Source organism: Streptomonospora arabica (genome assembly GCF_039531585.1).
In the GTDB taxonomy this organism is placed as follows: domain Bacteria; phylum Actinomycetota; class Actinomycetes; order Streptosporangiales; family Streptosporangiaceae; genus Streptomonospora; species Streptomonospora halophila.
In genome coordinates this window covers 154442-172316 of record NZ_BAAAQI010000002.1, presented here as the reverse complement: position 1 = coordinate 172316, position 17875 = coordinate 154442, and the positions used below count along the sequence as shown (strand labels likewise).

Annotated in this window: 15 protein-coding genes; 5 read left to right on the top strand and 10 right to left on the bottom strand. The window is 73.1% G+C overall.

Annotation, left to right across the window (positions count from 1 at the left end):
* Window positions 1-54: 54 nt before the first annotated feature.
* A complete protein-coding gene (locus ABD284_RS03885; protein ID WP_417788580.1) occupies window positions 55-2013 on the bottom strand; it encodes a heavy metal translocating P-type ATPase in 1959 nt (652 codons plus the stop codon).
* A 118-nt stretch (window positions 2014-2131) separates the two neighbouring features.
* Here ABD284_RS03885 and ABD284_RS03880 point away from each other — a divergent pair, with 118 nt between their 5' ends.
* Window positions 2132-2530 (top strand): ArsR/SmtB family transcription factor, encoded by a 399-nt coding sequence (locus ABD284_RS03880; RefSeq protein ID WP_344140948.1) that lies wholly within the window; start codon window positions 2132-2134, stop codon window positions 2528-2530.
* 244 nt (window positions 2531-2774) lie between these two features.
* Here ABD284_RS03880 and ABD284_RS03875 read toward each other — a convergent pair whose 3' ends face one another.
* Window positions 2775-3398: a class I SAM-dependent methyltransferase gene (locus tag ABD284_RS03875; RefSeq protein ID WP_344140947.1), complete on the bottom strand. Its 624-nt coding sequence runs from the start codon at window positions 3396-3398 to the stop codon at window positions 2775-2777.
* A 442-nt stretch (window positions 3399-3840) separates the two neighbouring features.
* Here ABD284_RS03875 and ABD284_RS03870 point away from each other — a divergent pair, with 442 nt between their 5' ends.
* Window positions 3841-4092 (top strand): hypothetical protein, encoded by a 252-nt coding sequence (locus ABD284_RS03870; RefSeq protein WP_344140946.1) that lies wholly within the window; start codon window positions 3841-3843, stop codon window positions 4090-4092.
* Between the two features lie 1586 nt (window positions 4093-5678).
* Here the strand turns inward: ABD284_RS03870 and ABD284_RS03865 are convergent.
* The 4 genes from ABD284_RS03865 to ABD284_RS03850 all read right to left on the bottom strand — a co-directional run bounded on the left by ABD284_RS03865 (window position 5679) and on the right by ABD284_RS03850 (window position 9265).
* Window positions 5679-6317: a response regulator gene (locus ABD284_RS03865; protein ID WP_344140945.1), complete on the bottom strand. Its 639-nt coding sequence runs from the start codon at window positions 6315-6317 to the stop codon at window positions 5679-5681.
* Entirely contained in the window at window positions 6305-7750 is a 1446-nt protein-coding gene (locus ABD284_RS03860; RefSeq protein WP_344140944.1) for a sensor histidine kinase, read from the bottom strand. Before ABD284_RS03860 ends, ABD284_RS03865 begins: the two co-directional genes overlap by 13 nt.
* 324 nt (window positions 7751-8074) lie before the next feature.
* Window positions 8075-8650, bottom strand: a complete 576-nt coding sequence (locus ABD284_RS03855; protein WP_344140943.1) for a GNAT family N-acetyltransferase — start codon at window positions 8648-8650, stop codon at window positions 8075-8077.
* A gap of 141 nt (window positions 8651-8791) precedes the next feature.
* Window positions 8792-9265 carry a nitroreductase/quinone reductase family protein gene (locus ABD284_RS03850; RefSeq protein WP_344140942.1) on the bottom strand — a complete coding sequence of 158 codons (474 nt, stop codon included), beginning with the start codon at window positions 9263-9265 and terminating at the stop codon, window positions 8792-8794.
* A 348-nt stretch (window positions 9266-9613) separates the two neighbouring features.
* On the opposite strand from ABD284_RS03850, the gene ABD284_RS03845 reads away from it, so the two are divergent.
* Window positions 9614-10264: a PadR family transcriptional regulator gene (locus tag ABD284_RS03845; RefSeq protein WP_344140941.1), complete on the top strand. Its 651-nt coding sequence runs from the start codon at window positions 9614-9616 to the stop codon at window positions 10262-10264.
* A 201-nt stretch (window positions 10265-10465) separates the two neighbouring features.
* Window positions 10466-11689, top strand: coding sequence for an FAD-dependent oxidoreductase (locus ABD284_RS03840; RefSeq protein WP_344140940.1), 1224 nt, complete (start codon window positions 10466-10468; stop codon window positions 11687-11689).
* 272 nt (window positions 11690-11961) lie between these two features.
* Here ABD284_RS03840 and ABD284_RS03835 read toward each other — a convergent pair whose 3' ends face one another.
* Window positions 11962-12357 carry a hypothetical protein gene (locus tag ABD284_RS03835; RefSeq protein WP_344140939.1) on the bottom strand — a complete coding sequence of 132 codons (396 nt, stop codon included), beginning with the start codon at window positions 12355-12357 and terminating at the stop codon, window positions 11962-11964.
* Between the two features lie 159 nt (window positions 12358-12516).
* Here ABD284_RS03835 and ABD284_RS03830 point away from each other — a divergent pair, with 159 nt between their 5' ends.
* On the top strand, window positions 12517-13194 hold the full coding sequence (locus ABD284_RS03830; protein ID WP_344140938.1) for a TetR/AcrR family transcriptional regulator: 678 nt from the start codon (window positions 12517-12519) through the stop codon (window positions 13192-13194).
* A 1163-nt stretch (window positions 13195-14357) separates the two neighbouring features.
* On the opposite strand, the gene ABD284_RS03825 is transcribed toward ABD284_RS03830, so the two are convergent.
* From ABD284_RS03825 to ABD284_RS03815, 3 genes are all read right to left on the bottom strand, one after another.
* A complete protein-coding gene (locus tag ABD284_RS03825) occupies window positions 14358-15986 on the bottom strand; it encodes a peptide chain release factor 3 (protein ID WP_344140936.1) in 1629 nt (542 codons plus the stop codon).
* Window positions 15987-16002: 16 nt separating this feature from the next.
* Window positions 16003-16416: a MerR family transcriptional regulator gene (locus tag ABD284_RS03820; protein ID WP_344140935.1), complete on the bottom strand. Its 414-nt coding sequence runs from the start codon at window positions 16414-16416 to the stop codon at window positions 16003-16005.
* A gap of 323 nt (window positions 16417-16739) precedes the next feature.
* Window positions 16740-17741: a LacI family DNA-binding transcriptional regulator gene (locus tag ABD284_RS03815; RefSeq protein WP_344140934.1), complete on the bottom strand. Its 1002-nt coding sequence runs from the start codon at window positions 17739-17741 to the stop codon at window positions 16740-16742.
* Between the last annotated feature and the right edge of the window lie 134 nt (window positions 17742-17875).

Below are 17875 nucleotides of genomic sequence, written 5' to 3'. Positions count from 1 at the left end.
CCATTGGGGCACGGGCGCGGCGCCGTGTGGCACAGCGGGGTGCGGCGCAGTCCGTCACCCGGACGCGGCGCTCCGCCAGGCCCGTTCGCCCAGCAGGCGCAGACCGTTCAGCGCGACCAGGACCGTCGAGCCCTCGTGCCCGGCGACCGCGAGCGGCAGCGGAAGGGTGCCCGCCAGGTCCCACACCACAAGCCCGGATATGAACACCGAGGCGATCACCAGGTTCTGCACGACCAGCGTGCGCGCCCGGCGCGCCAGGCTCACCGCGGCGGGCACGGCGATCAGCTCGTCGCGCACCACGGCGGCGTCGGCGCTCTCCAGGGCGAGATCGGAACCCGCGCCGCCCATGGCCATGCCGCAGTCGGCCGCCGCCAGCGCGGGCGCGTCGTTGACCCCGTCGCCGACCATCAGCACCCGGTGGCCCGCGTCCTCGGCCGAGCGGACCGCGGCGACCTTGTCCTCGGGCAGCAGCCCGGCGCGGACGTCGGTGATGCCCGTCTCGGCGGCCGCGTGCTCGGCCGCGCGCGGGTTGTCGCCGGTGAGCAGCAGGGGCGGGGCGCCGGTCAGCGCGGTCAGCCGGGAGACGGCCGCTGCGGCTTCGGGACGCAGCCGGTCGGCGACACCCAGCACCCCCGCGGGCTCGCCGTCGACGAGCACCACCACCGCGGTCCGGCCGCGCTCCTCCAGCAGCCGGGCCTCGTCGGCCGCCGCCGCGGCGGCCGCGCCCTCGCCGAGCAGGCGCGCCGGGGAACCGGCCTCGACCCTGCGCCCCTCCACCGTCGCGGACACGCCCAGTCCGGGAGCGGCGGCGAACTCCGCGGCGGGGGCGATCGGCAGCCCGCGGGCGCGGGCGCCACCCACGACGGCGGCGGCCAGCGGATGCTCGCTGGAGTGCTCGGCCGCGGCCGCCAGGGCCAGTAGCCCGTTCTCGTCCAGCGGGCCGCCTGCCAGCGGGCGCACGTCGGCCAGTCGGGGGGAGCCCTCGGTCAGCGTCCCGGTCTTGTCCAGTGCGACGCGGTCGCACAGCGCCAGCCGCTCCAGCGCGCGGGCGGACTTGACCAGTACACCGTGGCGGCCGGCGTTGGCGATCGCCGCGAGCATCGGCGGCATGGTGGCCAGGATCAGCGCGCAGGGGGAGGCGACGATCATGAAGGTCATCGCGCGCAGCAGCGTCGGCTCCAGCTCGGCGCCCCACAGCAGTGGCACCGCGAAGAGGGCCACGGTGGCGGCGACCATGCCGATCGAGTAGCGCTGCTCGACCTTCTCGATGAACAGCTGTGTTCCGGCCTTGGTGCGGGTGGCCTCCTCGACCATGGCGACGATGCGCGCGATCACCGAGTCGCCGGGGTCGCGCTCGACCTCGACCCGCAGCATGCCGGCCCCATTGACCGTGCCCGCGAAGACCTCGTCGCCGACCTCCTTGGCCTTGGGCAGCGGCTCCCCGGTGATCGAGGCCTGGTCGACTTCGCCGGCACCCTCGATCACGCGCCCGTCGGCGCCCACGCGCTCGCCCGGCCGCACCACGATCACCTCGCCCGGACGCAGGTCGGCGGCCGGGACGACCTCTTCGGCGCCGTCGGCGCGGACCCGGCTGGCGCGGTGCGGGGTCACGTCGAGCAGGTCGCGCACCGAGTCGGCGGTGCGGGCGGTGGCCACGGCCTCCAGCGCGCCCGAGGTGGCGAAGATGACGATGAGCAGCGCACCGTCCAGCACCTGGCCGATCCCGGCGGCGCCCAGCGCGGCGGCCACCATGAGCAGGTCGACGTCCAAGCGCCTCTCGCGCAGCGCGCGCAGCCCTTCCAAGGCGGGCTCCCAGCCGCCGGCCGCGTAGGTGAGCGCGTACAGCGGGGCCCAGGCCCAGACGGGGGCGCCGAGCAGGTCCAGCGGCAGCGCGGCGGCGAAGAGCGCGAGTGCGGCGGCGGCCCAGCGCACCTCCGACAGCGCGAACATCCGGGCGAGCCGTCCCGGCGCGCGGCCGGTGCCGGGCACGGGCGGGGAGAGCACAGCGGTCACAGCGGATTCCTTCCAGGCGGGCGGCGGGCGGCGGGCGGCGGGACCGGCGGGCTCCACCTTACAGGAATACATGAACATCAGTTCAAGTGTTCATTGGTCCGGCCGGTAGACTGTCCGCATGGGTCACCGAGTCACCACTCCCGCTGAGGCCGTCCCCCGTACCCGGCTGGACACGGCCGACGCCGAGCAGGTGGCCACCACCCTTCAGGCGCTGGCGACCCCGTCACGGCTGCTGATCCTCGCCCGCCTGCGTGAGGGCCCGCTGCCCGCCACGGCTTTGGCCGCCGAAGTGGGGCTGGAGCAGTCGGCCTGCTCCCACCAGTTGCGCCTGCTGCGCAACCTGGGGTTGGTCGTGGGGACCCGCCAAGGCCGGTCGGTCGTCTACGCCCTGCACGACGACCACGTGGCCGCGCTGCTCGACCACGCGCTCTATCACGTGGAGCACCTGCGCCTCGGTGGCGGCGGCGTCGACGCCTCCGATGGCGCGCGCGAGGGGGAGGCCGAGACCGTCCGCTGAGCGTGGAGCGTGGAGCGTGGAGCGGTGACCGTGGAGCGGTGAGGGGCGGGCTCCCTCTGAGCGGTGTGTGCCGGTCGCCGGTCCGGCGCATCGTTCGGTCGACTGGGGCGCTTCGCCGGCCCGGGCGCCGGACCACGAGTTCGCCGGGTGCCAGGGTGCCCGCACATCCGCGTGCCTGCTGCGCGCCCGGCGGCGCGGGGCCCGGTGCCCGGACGCGGCGGTGACCAGGGGTTTCGCGGTCCGGCTAGCTGCGGCGCAGCACCCACTGCAAAGCGCGCAGTGGGCGGCCGTTGAGGCTGGTCGACTCCGTCGCACGGGCCTCCACGAGTTCGGCCCCCGGGAAGAGCGACTCCAGGTGCGCAGGGTCGTGGTGGCGGAACACGCCGCCGTCGGGGTTGGTGAAGACCCCGTGGACGGGATGGGACGAGACCGCGTAGGAGGCGCGGTAGTGCTCGCTGTCCTGCAACGGGTAGTCGCACAGGAACACCAGCCCGCCGGGTGCGCACAGCCGCTCGATCTCGGCGGCGACCCGGCGCTGCTCGTCGTCGTCGGGGATCACCGCGAGCACCGAGATGAGCAGGACCGCGTCGAACGCGCCGTCCGGGTGCGCCAGCGGAAGGCCGGGCGCATGCTCCAGCCGCAGGTCGGGCGACTCGCGGCGGCCGCGTGCGATGAGCGCCGCCGACGGGTCCGCGCCGATGGTGTTGCGGAAGCCCGCCCGCGCGAGGTCGCGCATCGCCCGCCCGTAGCCGCATCCGAAGTCCAGGATGCGCGCCCCTGTATCCAGGCGCGCGGCGATGGCCTGGAGCGGGACGGGGTACGTGAACGCCTTGGCGGCTCCGGGGCCCTCCCAGTAGGCGCTGACCATGGCCTGCCTCCTTCCCGACCGGACCTCGCGCTCCGCGCTGCCCGCGGTCGGCCGGTCGGCCGGTCGGCCGGTCGGCCGGTCGGCACGACTATGCCACCGGATGGGCCCGGGTTGGAGCGGTCGCAGGTCCCGGAATCCGGCGGGTTTGGCGGGGGCGCCTCGGGTGGCCGGCGCCGGTTTGCGGGCCGCACGGGTTGGCGGGCCGCGCCGTTGGTGCCCGCAGGCGGCGGCTGAGCAGGAGCGGGCGCGCAGGCGGCGGCTGCGCAGGCGGGTCGATGGTCGGGGCGGCGGTGTGCAGCCAACTGGACACCGGATCGGCGAGCGGAGGGGATCGAGCGCGAAGGGGGCCGATCCGTAGCGTTCATGGTGTCGCTAAAGCGGTGTCTGCCCAGGTCGGACGCCGTATCCCGAACGAGCAGCACCGATTCGCCGAGGAGTATCAGTGTCCGAGCCCGACCGCACCTCCCCGTCCTCCGTCTCCTCCTCCGCGCAGGCCGGCTCGCACACGCGACGCCCCGCCGACCGCGCGATGCTCGTACAGATTCTGCTGTGGACCCTGTTCGCCGTGTTCCTCGGCGGCAACGCCGCGGCCTCGCTGGTGGGTCTGCACCTGGCACTCGACGCCGCCTTCGGCGCAGGCGCCCTCGCCTGCCTCGCCGCCGCGATCATCCACCACCGCAAGACGCGCCGTTGACCGCAGCCGAAGACAGAGTGTGCGCCCCTCGCCCGCCTGGCGGGTGAAGTGAGGGCAGTGGGCGGCTGGGTCTGCGGTGGTCGGGTTGCGTGCTCGGTGGTTGGTCGCGCGGCGGGGCGGCAGGGGCGGCGGATGGTTGTGCCTGCGGTGGTCGGTTCGGGTGCTCGCCGGTTGCGGTCGCGACGGGGCGGCGAGGGCGGTGGATGGCTGAGCCCGCGGTCACCGGGTTCCGCCCGCGCTGGTTGGTCGCCCAACAGGGGCGGCGAGGGCGGTGGATGGCTGAGCCCGCGGTCACCGGGTTCCGCCCGCGCTGGTTGGTCGCCCAACAGGGGCGGCGAGGGCGGTGGATGGTTGTGCGTGTGGTGGTCGGGTTGCGTGCTCGGTGGTTGGTCTCCCAACGGGGCGGCGAGAGCGGTGGGCGGCCGCGTCTGCGGTGGGCGGTCGAGCGTGCGGCGATTACCCGCGTCGCCGCGCGCGCCGAAAGTGACGCGGCCTCAGACGACCACCAAGCGCGCGGTGAAGTTTCCCCTTATGTCTTAATTGCCGCCCTGTTCGCGTGTCGCCGTGGCGACGAAACCCACCGAATGCACCACTGAATGGCCTATGGGCGTGGTTTTCCGCCCACTCGTCGCCGCGCGGGTGCCCGTAGCGAGTTTCTAGCTTGGGCAAATCGGGCTATTCCCCCTGCAGTATTTCGGATTGCGGAATCTTCTGTGGGTGGCGATGTCCCCGACCTGCAAGATGCCGGTTCGTGGGGCCGCATGGGCGCTGCCCAGGTTCGTTCGTCCGAAAAGTCCGAACTTCTGCGCCCATTCGCCGTACTCGTGGCTCGTCGCGCGGCGGTCGTTCGTCCGTGGCTTCCAGGTGCGGCTTCTGGAGGCGAACGCAACTGGAGGAATCGGTCATTCGGGGCAGGGGTGCGGGTCGAGGGGCGACGAAACTGCTCCAATGCACACGGCGATCCTCCGGCGTGGCGCAACCCCCCTTCATGGAAGGGGATTCGTGGTTCTATGTCCGTAGTGCCCTGGGAGTTGACGGCTCGGGCGCACTGCCGTGGCGACGAGACCCACCGGATGCAGCACTGGACGGCCTCTCAATGCGGTTTTTCGCAGTCTCATCGCTGAGCGGATGCTCGCGGCGGTCTTTAGAACAGGTGAAACCGGTCAAATGGACTCGCGGTATTCTGCATCGCGGAAATTTGATGGAGCCGGTGCGTCGCTCGCTGGTCTCAGCGGGCCTCGTGCATTTCAGACGCTCGGTCGCGGATCAATCTGCCCGAGTATGCCGACCCTCAGCCGACCGGCCAAGGTCCGCGCCCGAGAACGGATTGGCTCGCCGCTCACCCGAGCACCCCGCTGCCCTTGCTGCCGCATCGTCGGGTGCCGAGCCGGTGGGTATCGGGTGCGTTGGTCGCGGGCTGGTGGGTGCGCTGCCGTCGCTGCCTCGTCGGGTGGTCAGCCGGCGGGCACCGGGTGCGATGGTCGCAAGCCCGAGCCCCCCTCACCGCCGCCGTCCTCCGCTCATCTCCTCCCCGGAACTCACGCCCTTCTCTCCCCGGAAACACACTCCCTTCCCTCCCCGGGAACTCACGCGCCCAGGTAGGCCAGCACCGCGCGGACCCGGCGGTGGCCCGTGTCGCCGTCGGCGAGGTCGAGCTTGGTGAAGATGCGGCCGATGTGCTTGTGGACCGCGCCCTCGGTCACCACCATGCGGTCGGCGATGGCGGTGTTGTCCAGCCCTTCGGCCATCAGCGCCAGCACCTCCCGCTCACGCGGGGTGAGCCGTGCGAGGGGGCGCTCCCGGCGGGTCAGGAGTTGGCCGACGACCTCGGGGTCCATCGCCGTTCCGCCCGCCGCGACCCGGGCCAGCGCGTCGAGGAACTCCTCCACTCGGGCGACGCGGTCCTTGAGCAGGTAGCCGACGCCGCGGGCGCCGTCGGCGAACAGCTCGGACGCGTAGACCTCTTCGACGTACTGGGAGAACACGAGTACGGGCAGTCCCGGCCGGGCGCGGCGCGCGTCGATCGCGGCGCGCAGGCCCTCCTCGCGGAAGTCCGGGGGCAGCCGCACATCGGCGATCAGCACGTCGGGGGAGTGCTCGTCCACTGCGTCGAGCAGGCCTCGGGCGTCGCCGAGCACGGCGGCCACCTCGTGGCCCCCGGTCTCCAGCAGCAGCTTCAACCCCTCGGCGAGGATGGTGTTGTCCTCGACGATCACGACTCGCACGGCAGCTCCACAGTGATCCTGGTCGGGCCGCCCGCGGGGCTGGTTACCGACGTCGTTCCGTCCAGTGCCGCCACACGGCGGCGGATTCCGCTGAGGCCGGTGCCTCCGGACGCTCCGGCGCGGGTCGCGCCGCCTCGGGCCACCGCGGCCCCGGGCGCGCCGTCGCCGGATACCGCCGCCCCGGTGGGACCGCCTCCGGCTCCGCCGCCCCGGCTGCCGTCCACACCATCCGTATCCATCGCGCCATCCGAGGTCACCGCGCCCTCCGCGCTCCCGGCATCACCGTCCACGCCGCCGGCACCGGCTGCGAGGAGTGCGTCCTCTGCCCCGCCGACGCCGTCATCGGAGACCTCCACGATCAGCGTGGCCCCCACGCGGTCGACGCGCACTGCGGCGGCGGAGGCCCGCGCGTGCTTGGCGGCGTTGGTGAGCGCCTCGGCGACCACGAAGTAGGCCGCTGCCTGCACCGAAGCCGGCACAACGCCGAGCTCGCCCATCTCGACACGCGTGGGCACGGCGCATCGGGCGCCGAGTGCCGAGACGGCGCCGTCGAGGCCCCGGTCGGCGAGGATGGGCGGGTACATGGTGCGGATGACGTCGCGCAGCTCGGTCATCGCCTCCTCCGCGCGGCCGCGGATCTGGCCCAGGAGCTCGGCCGCCCGGTCGGGGTCTTTGGAGAGCATCTGCTCGGCGACGCCCACCCGCATGGCCAGCTCGACCAGCCGAGCCTGGGTGCCGTCGTGCAGATCGCGCTCGATGCGGCGCAGCTCGTCGCCGTGCGCCTTCAGCGCCTCGGCACGCGTGTGGGACAGCTCTTCGACGCGCTGGCTCAGGCGCGCGGCCTCGATCTCGGCGGGCGAAGGCGAAAGCAGCCGATCCATCAGCCGGGCGTAGCCTCCGGCGATGACCTGGGTCCCCCAGAGGAAGAGCGCCGCGTACACCAGCACCTCGGCCACCCCGCCGAGGAGCACCGACGTCCAGCCGGTGGCCTCGAACCACAGGAATGTCGGGGGCTCGGGGGCGCCCCACCACACGGCCATCTCCAGCAGCGTGGCGGGTACGCCGAGGGAGGCCATCACACCGACGACACCGGCGAACGGGCCCAGAAGCGCGTGTACGAGCAGTCCGCGCAGGGCGCGCCGCGTCGCCGGCTCGCCCGCCAGCGCGAGCAGTTGCCGCGGTGCATCGGAGGGCGGCGCGGCAGGAAGGGGGGTGATGCCGAGCCGGTGAAGGGATCGGCGGTGTTCCCACTCCGCCCACTGGCGCACGGCGGAGAGCAGCGGAAGCAGGAGGAAGACGCCCACGCCGAGTGGGACGAGCACGGTGCCCAGCAGCAGCAGCGGCAGCATGACGAGCGCCGCGATGCCGGTGGGAAACGACGCCAGCAGGTAGAGCGTCGCGCGCCCGCTGCCGAGCAACCGTTCGATGTTCATAACGCGGCCTTCCGACTCCCTGCCCGTGCCCGCTGAGGCTCGGCATGCCCTTTGATTCTGCCGCAATCGGGTGTACGGCGGCTGTCCCGCCAACTGGACATCCCGCAATCCCCGCCGCTGCACCCGGCGGCGGCGTTCGGTCGCAGAGTGCTCCGCAACCGCCGGCGGGTGCGGTCGAAAGCGCATCCCCGAGCGGGACTGCGCATCCCCGAGCGGGGCGGGTCGGCCTCGGCGACGCATGCGCGACGACCTCGCTCCGCTCGTGGAAGCGCTGGAAGCGGGCCCGCCGGACAGCGAACGCCCGGAAGGCGGCCTGAGCCGCTGTCAGCGGCCGGCCGAGGTCGTGTCCGGGCGGCTGTCAGCCACGGGCGGGCGGTCGATGCGGTAGACGTGGTGCAGCGGTTCGTCGAGCGGGTTGTCGGGCTCCATCGCGCCGCTGGCCACGCGCTGCAGTCCGGCGTTCTCCAGTGCGCGCCACGACGCCGTGTTGGCGGCGACGACGGCGACCATCACGGCCGGCGCCTCGGGGCAGTCGTGCCACGTCTTCTCGACGAACGCCCGGATCATCCTGGTTCCGATCCCGCGCCCCACCCGGTCGGGCGGCCCGATCAGATAGTCGATCACGACCGTGCCTTCGGGCACGGCGGTGATCGCGGACAGGGAGGCGAGCTCCTCGGGGTAGTCGGCCGGCCGCGACCGCTGGACCAGGCCGACGGGGTCGCCGCCGAGCAGCGCGAGCCAGTCCTGCGAGGGCTCCTTGCCGCGAGCGGCGGGACCGAAGTCGCGTGCCACCGCCTCAGCAGAGGTCTCGTGGTTCCACCAGCGCGATACGTGCGGCTGCGCCAGCCACTCGCACAGCAGCGGGAAGTCCTGCGGGCCGATCCGGCGCCAGGTGAACATCGTGCCCCCGAGCGGTTCGTGAGTGACCCGAGCATACGCCGACCGGCAAGCCCCGGGTCCGGCCCCCTGCCGGCCGGCGACGGTCGAGCGGCCGCGGGCCCTGACCGCCCCGACCACCGCGGCCAGGCCTCCCGGCGCCGGTCAGTCCGGTTCGCCGGGCTCCTTGGGCCCGCTCCGCGTGCCCCGACCGCCGAGCACCTCGAAGACCGGATGGTCGGGCAGGTCGGCGGCGAACTCGTGGACGGGGGAACCGGGCCGGGTGCGCAGCCAGCGGCCGCGGGCGACCTCCTCGGCGAACACCTTCAGGGCCGCGCAGGCGTCCTCGCCGCCGACCTCGACCAGCCGCACGGGCTCGCTCCCTCCGCGCCCGCGCAGTGTCGCCGCGCCGTCAGCGCGTGCGTTGGCGACCCAGGCGGCCGCGCCGCTGCTGGCGACCAGCCACCGCCGCCCGTTCCACCGGACCGGGCTGACCGGGGTGGAGCGCAGGACCCCCGACGTCCGTCCGACCACGGTCAGCACGTGCGCGCGCCCGACTGGGAGACCGATGCGCACCGCCAGCCGCACGACGGTGTTGAGCGCGCGCATGCCTGCCGTAGCGCGGAACGGACGACTCACCGAGAACCTCCTGAGGTGTACCGGACTGCGTGCCCGGCCGATGCTAGCCGCGCACCCGGCCGCGGGGGCGGCTGCGTCCGGTTCGGGACAGCGCCGCCCCCGCGGCCCGTCTTCGCCGGCACCTCTGCCACCGCGCCGGGGAGGTCCACCCGGGCCGGAGCCGCGCCGCCGGATCGCCGTTACTGCAGCCGCCGCGATGCCGTGCGGGCGGCGGTCGGGCGCTCCCTGCCACGAGCGGGCGGTCCCTGCCAGGCGCAAGCAGTCCCGGGCAAGACGGCACGAAGGCGTTGCCGACCATCACTCGGCGACGTATATTCGTATACGAGTAACCGTAGACGAGGAACAGATATGGCGAACCGCCGCAAAGTAGGCAACCTGCTCGCCCTCGCCGTCCTCTCGGTGGTGGTCCAGCGCCCGATGCACCCCTACGAGGTCGCCTCAGTGCTGCGCGCCCGCGGTAAGGAGGACGACATGGAGATCAAGTGGGGCTCCCTCTACACGGTGGTGCGGAACCTGGCCAAGCACGGGTTCGTGGAGGCCGTCGAGAGCGAGCGCGCGGGTGCCCGCCCGGAGCGGACGGTCTACCGGATCACCGATGCCGGCCGGGCGGAGCTGGTCGACTGGGCCGCCGAGCTGGTGTCGACGCCTCAGCCGGAGCGGCCGCGCTTCAAGGCCGGCCTGTCGGTGCTCGCGGCGCTGGAGCCCGACGAGGCCCTGACGATGCTCCGGCGCCGGCTCGACGCGCTCGACAGGGGCAACGCGTCCCTGCGCGAGGCGCTGGACCGGAACCGGCGGGACGTGCCGCGGCTGTTCCTCGTCGAGGACGAGTACGAGATCGCCGTCCGTGAGGCCGAGGCCGACTGGGTCCGCTCGCTCGTCGGCGAGCTGTCCTCCGGGAGTTTCCCCGGCCTGGAGGAGTGGGCCGGGTGGCACGCGACGGGCGAGGTGCCCTCCGGAGTCGCCGAGCTCGCGGAAGCGGAAGGGGAGGACGACCGATAGGGAGAACGGCCCCGGCGGAGGTGTTGCAGCACCGTCGCCGGGGCCGGGCACTCGAACCGCACCCGGTAGAAGCGAGTCCGGTCGCGAAGTGGCAAGCGCAGCATATCCGGCTCACCTCGCGGGACGCGGTTCGGAGCAGACCGAACCGAACACAGAGGGCACGGGTACCACCCGGTCCCTCGGAGAGTCCTGAGGAGTGTCATGTCGAGTACGAGAACGGCGCTGGTGATCGGTGGGGGCATTGCGGGCCCCGTCGCGGCTCTGGCGCTGCGGAACGCGGGCGTCGAGGCGACCGTCTACGAGGCCCATCCCTCCACCGCCGACGGTGTCGGAGGCAGTCTCGCGATCGCCCCCAACGGCCAGGCGGCGCTGGAGGTGGTCGGCGCCCGCGACGCCGCGGAGGCCGGCTCCATCCCGCTCCACCGCTCGGCGCTGTCGTTCGGCGGGCGGGAGGTCGAGCTACCGCATCTGGCCGGGCTGCCCCCGATGCGGCTCGTGCAGCGCGGCGACCTGTACCGCGCGCTGCACGACCTGGCGGCGTCCCGTGGCGTCCGAACGGAGTACGGCAAGGGCCTGGTCGCAGCCGAGGAGAGGGCCGACGGCGTCACCGCCCGGTTCGCCGACGGCACCTCGGCGGACGCCGACGTGCTCGTCGGCGCGGACGGCGTGCACTCGGTGGTCCGCAAGCTGATCGACCCCGACGCGCCCGACCCCGGCTACACCGGTGTCCTGGGCTTCGAGGGGGTGGCCGACCACCGGGTGCGGCGCGAATCCGGTTCCCTGACCTTCACCTTCGGCAAACGGGCCTACTACCTCTACTGGCCCCGCCCCGACGGCCGTACCGGCTGGGGCGCGAACCTGCCGCAGGAGCGGCCGATGCCGCTGGCCGAGGCGCGCGAGGTCCCGCCCGAGGAGTGGCTGCGGCTGCTGCGCGAGGCGTACGGCGACGACGACCCGGGCGGCGACCTGATGCGCAGCACTCCCGCCGACCTCCTGCAGGTCAGCGGCTCGCTGCACATCCTGCCGCACGTGCCGCGCTGGCACAGCCGGCGCATGGTGCTGGTGGGCGACGCGGTGCACGCGCCCTCCAACAGCTCGGGGCAGGGAGCGTCGCTGGCCGTCGAGAGTGCGGTGGAGCTCGCCCGCTGCCTGCGCGATCTCCCCGACCCCCGCAGCGCGTTCGACGCCTACGAGCGCAGCCGCCGGCCGCGGGTGGAGAAGGTGGCCGCCCGCGCGGCCAAGACGAACACGCTCAAGGCGCCCGGTCCCGTAGCACGGGTGCTGATGCCTTTTCTGATGCGGCTGCTGCTCAGGACGGCGCTCGACCCGGAGAAGGCCTTCGGCGCCGAGCAGCGGTACAGGATCGACTGGGACGCTCCGGTGCGGGCGGCGGAGACGGATGTGGAGGCGGCGCCGGGGGCGTGAGCGTGGTCGGAGTGCGCCAGGGGAGCGGCGACCGGTGAGCCGCCCGGTTCGCGGGGTTCGCGGGATCTGCGGAGCGGCGCGGGGTGGATCGGCGTCGGCGGCGGCGCTGATCGCCACACCCCTCCGGCCCTGACCACCGCCGGATCGGCAGCGGGCAGGGCCGGCACGGAAGCGGCGCCGGCCGCTCCAATGGCGCGCGGCCGAAGGCGTGGCGGACGGGTGGCCGCTTAGCGGCGGCCGCCCGTCCGCGTGGCTGCGCTGGCGGGCCCGGGTCAGGCGGCGGTGCCGGCGGCCGGGCTTTCGCCGTCCTCTCTGCGGTCGTCGAGGCGCACAGTGAGGCTGACGCGGCCCTTGGCGTAGGGCCGGGCGACCGCGTGTCCGGTGCGAACCTGTTCGTCCAGCTCCAGGGAGATGGGCCGGCCCTCGCCCGTGAAGTTGCGCCACCACCGCTTCCGCTCGGGCATGGCTACGTTGATCGTGACGGTCTCCCCGCTGCGGCGGTAGGAGACCGGCGTCGAGAACGTGCGCCCCGAGCGCCGGCCCGTGTAGGTGACGACGGTCAGGCGCCTGCGCGCCAGTCGCCCCCATCGCGGGGAGGTGCGCAGTGCGGTCGTGAACCCGTTGATGGGGCGGATCAGCCAGTGCGGAAGCGGTCCCTCGTATCGCACGAGACCTCCTGGTGGGCGGGCGTGGGGGCGGGTCGAGTGCAGGCCGCGGCCGCCTGGACCTGCGGCGGCGACCCCGGCGGGGTGGACCCGCGTCTCCGTTCGCCGCAACACTAGCCGGGTAAGTGGAGACCCCCATCCGGTTGCACGGAAGTGAGAAGAATGGGCACCGAAGACTCTCGCCTGCGGCCCGACCGCCGGGCTCCGGCCCAGGAGCCACGCCTGCGCGCCGACGCGCTGCACAACCGCAACCGGATTCTGGGGGTCGCCGCCGACCTGCTGGCCGAGCGCGGGCTCGACGTGCCGATGGCCGCGGTCGCCAGACACGCCGGCGTGGGGGTGGCGACCCTCTACCGGCGCTTCCCCACGAGGCGGGCCCTCATCCAAGAGGTGTTCGCCGACCAGTTCGCGGCGTGCGTCGCGGCCGTCGACGAGGCGCTCACCTGCCTCGACCCCTGGGACGCGTTCCGCGGTGCCGTCGAGCAGGTGTGCGCGGTGCAGGCGGGCAACCCGGGTTTCAACTCGGCGTTCGTCGCTGCCTACTTCGAGGAGCTCGGCATCAGCGGCGAACTCGACCGGGTGACGTGCGGGCTGAACGAGCTGGCGCGCCGAGCCAAGGACGCCGGCCGCCTGCGGGCGGACTTCGCGACCTCGGACTTCACCCTGCTGATCATGGCCAACAGCGGTATCTCCGCCCAGGCACCCGAAGCCGCTCCAACGGCCTCCCGCAGGCTCGTCGCCTATCTGCTCGACTCCTTCCGCGCCGACAGGGCCGCACCCGCCGACCCCCTTCCGCCGCCCGCCCCGCTCGACCTGTACGACATCCTCCGCTCGCGGTAAGCGGCAGGACCACCAGGCTGCTCGCTTGCTCGCACGGCCGGGACGCGCGGAGTGTTCGCCGGTGGCAGTTGGGAGGGGCGGAGGTGGCGGTGGGGGATTGAGGCCGCGCGGGTCGGTTCGGGTGCTTGCGGGTTGCGGTTGCGACGGGGCGGCGAGGCGAGGGTGGGGGTTCGGGTGGCGTCATGGGCTCGGCGCGCGGATGGTCGCGCGTGACAGTCGGACGAATCAGGCATTTGGAGTGCACGCACGGCTTGGAGGAGCGACGAGACCGCCCTGAGCCTTACGTCGGCGCTCCGGTGCGCCGTGGCGCCCCTCCGGGGAGAGGGATAGATGGATGAATGCCCCTTTTGCGCCTCCGATGGAACGGCCCGCACGGGGGACAGTGTCGACGAAGCCTCTTTCATGCACCTCTCAAGGGCCCTTGAGCGCTGTTTTCGGCGGTCTCGTGGCCGTTCAGAAGCTCAGAGCGATCGCAAAAGCAGGCGAATCGGGCAAATTGCCTGGTGGGATTCCGTATAGCGGAAGATCGGCGGGGGATGGCTGCTTCGCTGCTGATCGCGTCCTGCCCGTTTCGCCTCGCGAAGGCAAGCGCTATCGATCTGCCCGAAATGTCCGCCGTGGGCTTCAATGCGCGCTGCTGGTACTGCGTTCGTCGGGGCCGCGACCGGCGGGCACCCGGACCGATCACCGCGCGCCCCGCCGTCCGCCGCCTTTGCCGCCTGGTTTACCGGCGGGTACCGGGCGGTGGGTTGGGGCTCAACCGTCCGCTTGCCCGCTCCTTCGTTGGAGCCGTGGCTGGCGGGCACGCGGTCCGATGGTCGCGGGTCCAGCCGTCCGCTGCCCTCGCTGCCCCGTCGCATGGCTTACCGGCAGGCATCGGGTGCGGTGGGTTGGGGCTTGGCCACCCGCTGTCCCCGCTGCCCCGTCGGGACCGTGACCGGCGGGTGCGCGGTCCGATTACCGCGTGCCCAGCCGTCCGCCGCTGTCGCCGCCTCGATGGGGCCGTGACCAGCGGGATTCCGATTCGATACCGCGCGTCCCGCCATTTACCGCCCTCGCCGCCGCGTCCGAACCGCGAGCGGCTACGACCCGGACCGATGGGCGCGGCCCTCACCGCTCCCCACTGGCGGCCCTCACCAGCCCCGGTCCCGCCTACCGCGCCTCTAAGCCTCGGCGTCGGCGCCGCCGGCCAGAAGCGGCTCCAGAACCAGGTTCGGGTTGTCGCGCGTGATCACCCTCAGCCGGTACTTGTTGTGGACCAGGACCAGCAGCTCACCATCGGCGCGGCGCTTGAGGACCTCCGCGCCCGAGAGGGCGTGGGCGGCCGGGGCCGAGGCGGCGTCGGTGCGCCGTGCCAGCGAGTACTCCAGGTGCGCCAGCTCGATCGGGGCGCGGAACTCCTCGGCCATGCGGTGGGCCACCACGTCGAACTGCAGCGGGCCGACGGCCGCCAGCACCGGAGCCTGCTCGCCGCGCACGTCCGAGGTCAGCACCTGCACCACGCCCTCGGCGTCGAGCTGGGCGATTCCGCGCTGGAACTGCTTGTAGCGGCCGGCGTCCTTGGCCCGGGCCACGGCGAAGTGCTCGGGCGCGAAGCTGGGGATCGGCGCGTATTCCACCTTCGGACCCGAGTAAAGGGTGTCGCCCACGCTCAGCGCGGCGGCGTTGACCAGCGCGATCACGTCGCCCGGGTAGGCCGACTCGATGGTGGAGCGCTCGCTGCCGAACACCGCCTGGGTGTACTTGGTCGCGAATGGGCGCCCGGTCGCTCCGTGGGTGAGCACCATGCCGCGGTCGAAGCGCCCCGAGGAGATGCGCAGGAACGCCATCCGGTCGCGGTGCGCCTTGTCCATGTTCGCCTGCATCTTGAACACCTGGCCGGAGAAGGGGGCGCCGACCGGCCGCCGCTCGCCGTGGACGTCGACCGGGTCCTCGGGAGCCGGCGCCAGCTTCACCAGCGTCTCCAGCAGTTGCGACACGCCGAAGTTGGGCAGCGCGGCGCCGAAGAGCACCGGCGAGGACTCCCCGGCGAGGAAGGACTTCTCGTCGAAGTGCGCCTCGATCTCACCGAGCAGCTCGATCTCCTCGACAGCCTGGGTCCAGGTCTCCTGCTCGGTCTCGGCCGCCCGCTCGGCGTCCATCCGCTCCTCGACGGCACGAGTGGCGCCGCCGGGGGTGCGTGTGAGCTTGGTGTAGGAGCCGTCGGAGCGGTCGATGAGCCCGCGGAAGTCGCCGGCGATGCCCACCGGCCAGTTCAGCGGGGTGGGCCGCAGGCCGATGCGCTGCTCGATCTCGTCCAGCAGCTCCAAGGGCTCGCGCCCGGGCCGGTCCCACTTGTTGACGAAGGTGATCACCGGCATGTTGCGGGCGCGGCAGACCTCGAACAGCTTCAGGGTCTGGGGCTCCAGGCCCTTGGCCGAGTCCAGCAGCATGATCGCGCAGTCCACCGCCGAGAGCACCCGGTAGGTGTCCTCGGAGAAGTCGGCGTGGCCGGGGGTGTCGAGGAGGTTGAGCACGCAGTCGCCGTAGTCGATGCGCAGTGCCGCGGAGGTGATGGAGATGCCGCGGGCCTGCTCCATATCCATCCAGTCGGAGGTGACCCCGCGCCGCTCGCCCTTGCCGTGCACTGCGCCCGCCGAGGTGATGGCGGCCGCGTGCAGGGCCAGCGCCTCGGTGAGCGTGGACTTGCCCGCGTCGGGGTGGGAGATCACAGCGAAGGTGCGCCGCCGCGCGGCCTCGCCGGTGACCTCCGCGGTCGTCTTCGCGTCGCTTTCTGTGGCCGTCGTATTCAACGCTGCTGCTCGTTCCTCACCTGTCGCCGGTCGGTGCGAGGTGCGCGCGCCGCTGGTCGCTCAACCGCTCGGCGAACTCCTCGGCCATTGCCAACTGCTCGCGCAGGGCGCGGCAGCGCTCTTCGGCGGCCTGCTCGAACATGTCCAGCCGTGCGGCCAGGTGCGCCCGCCGTTCCTCGGTCAGACCGGGTTCGGCGAGGCTGTCCAGAACCTCCAGCAGGTCGCGGGTCTCCTCCAGGCTGAAGTCGAGCGGTTTCATCCGCTTGATCAGCAGCAGTCGGTCGAGGTCGGCCTCGGTGTAGAGCCGGAACCCGCCGCGTGAGCGGGCCGAGGGTTCGACCAGCCCGACCTCGCCGTAGTAGCGAATGGTTCGCAGCGACAGGCCCGTGCGTTGGGCGACCTGACCGATCTGCATGTGCTCGGCGCCCATCCACGCACCTCCTGGCCACAACTCTACCCTCACGTGAGAAACGCGGGTCCGGCTTCGCCGTTCCGTCGTCGAGGGTAGCCCTCTCGCGTTCCCCGGGCGCCGCGGACAGCCGGATCGCAGCACGCGGGTACGCGGACGCGCAGCGCCCGCCGTCCCGCCCGCACGCAGGCTTCGCCGCGCCCCCTGGCCGCAGGTCGGCTTGGCCGCGCGCCTGTCCGCGCGCCGGCATCGCCGCGCATCCCCGCGGGGAGCGAGGCCCGCGAAGCGAGGCCGGCGGGCGCGACCGCCGGCGCGGTGGCCCGACCGCCGGCGCGGCGGTGCGGTCACGCCGGGGCGGGTCCGGTGGAGTCGCGGATGACCAGGTGGGAGGGCAGTACCACGCGGCGGGGGCCGTCCTCGGCGGCGCGGGCCGAGGCCTTGTTCAGCAGGATCTCCACAGCCGCGCGGCCGGCCTCCTCCTGCGGACCGGCCAGCGTGGTCAGGGCGGGCACGCAGAAGTCGGCGCCGAAGATGTCGTCGTAGCCCGCCACGCTGAGCTGGTCGGGCACCGACACCCCCCGCTCGGCCAACCGCCGCAGTATCCCGATCGCCAGCAGGTCGTTGTGGGCGACGACGGCCGTCGCGCCCGAGACCAGCGCCGCGTCGGCGGCGGCTCCGCCGCCCGCGACCTGCGGTGGGAACGGACCCAGCCGCGTCGCGGCCATCCCGCGCTCCTCGGCCCCCGCGCTCAGCGCCCGCCAGCGTTCGCCCGCGAGCCACGACCCGTGCGGGCCCGACAGGTAGACGAGCGAGCGGTGCCCCAGCGAGGCGAGGTGGTCCACGAGCTGCCGGCTGCCCGAGGCGTTGTCTATGACGACGCCGGGCAGGCCGTCGACCTCGCGGTCAATGAGGGCCAGGTTGTGCTCGCGGGCGAGGTCGGCGGTGGTGGCGTCGGGCATGCGGCTCGACGCCAGCACGAAGCCGTCGACCGATCGGGCCAGGCGCTCGATCTTGTCGCGCTCGGTGTCGGCGGACTCGTCGGTGAACCCGAGGATGAAGGTGATGTCCGCGGCCGTCGCACGGCGCTCCGCACCGCGGATGGTGCCGAAGAAGTGCGGGTTGGCGATGTCGGGCACGAGCATCGCCACGGTCGCCGTGCGGCCCGACTGCAGGGCGGTGGCCAGCGGGTTGGGGTGGTAGCCGAGGCGCTCGGCGACCGCCAGCACGTGCCGGCGGGTGGCCGCGTTGACCCGGCGCGGGTTGCCGAAGGTGCGGGAGACCGTGGAGGCGGCGACACCAGCCTCGCGGGCGACGTCGTAGACGGTCGTGCGCTTGGGGGTGGTCATGATGTGTCCGTTGTACGTGAGATGACAACATTTGGCAATCGCTTGTCATGCAATGCGGCGGAAATCTAGGGTTCACACAATCCGTGCTGCGGACCGGCGTTCACCGGCCTGAGCAGCACTGTCGTTGTCCTCGT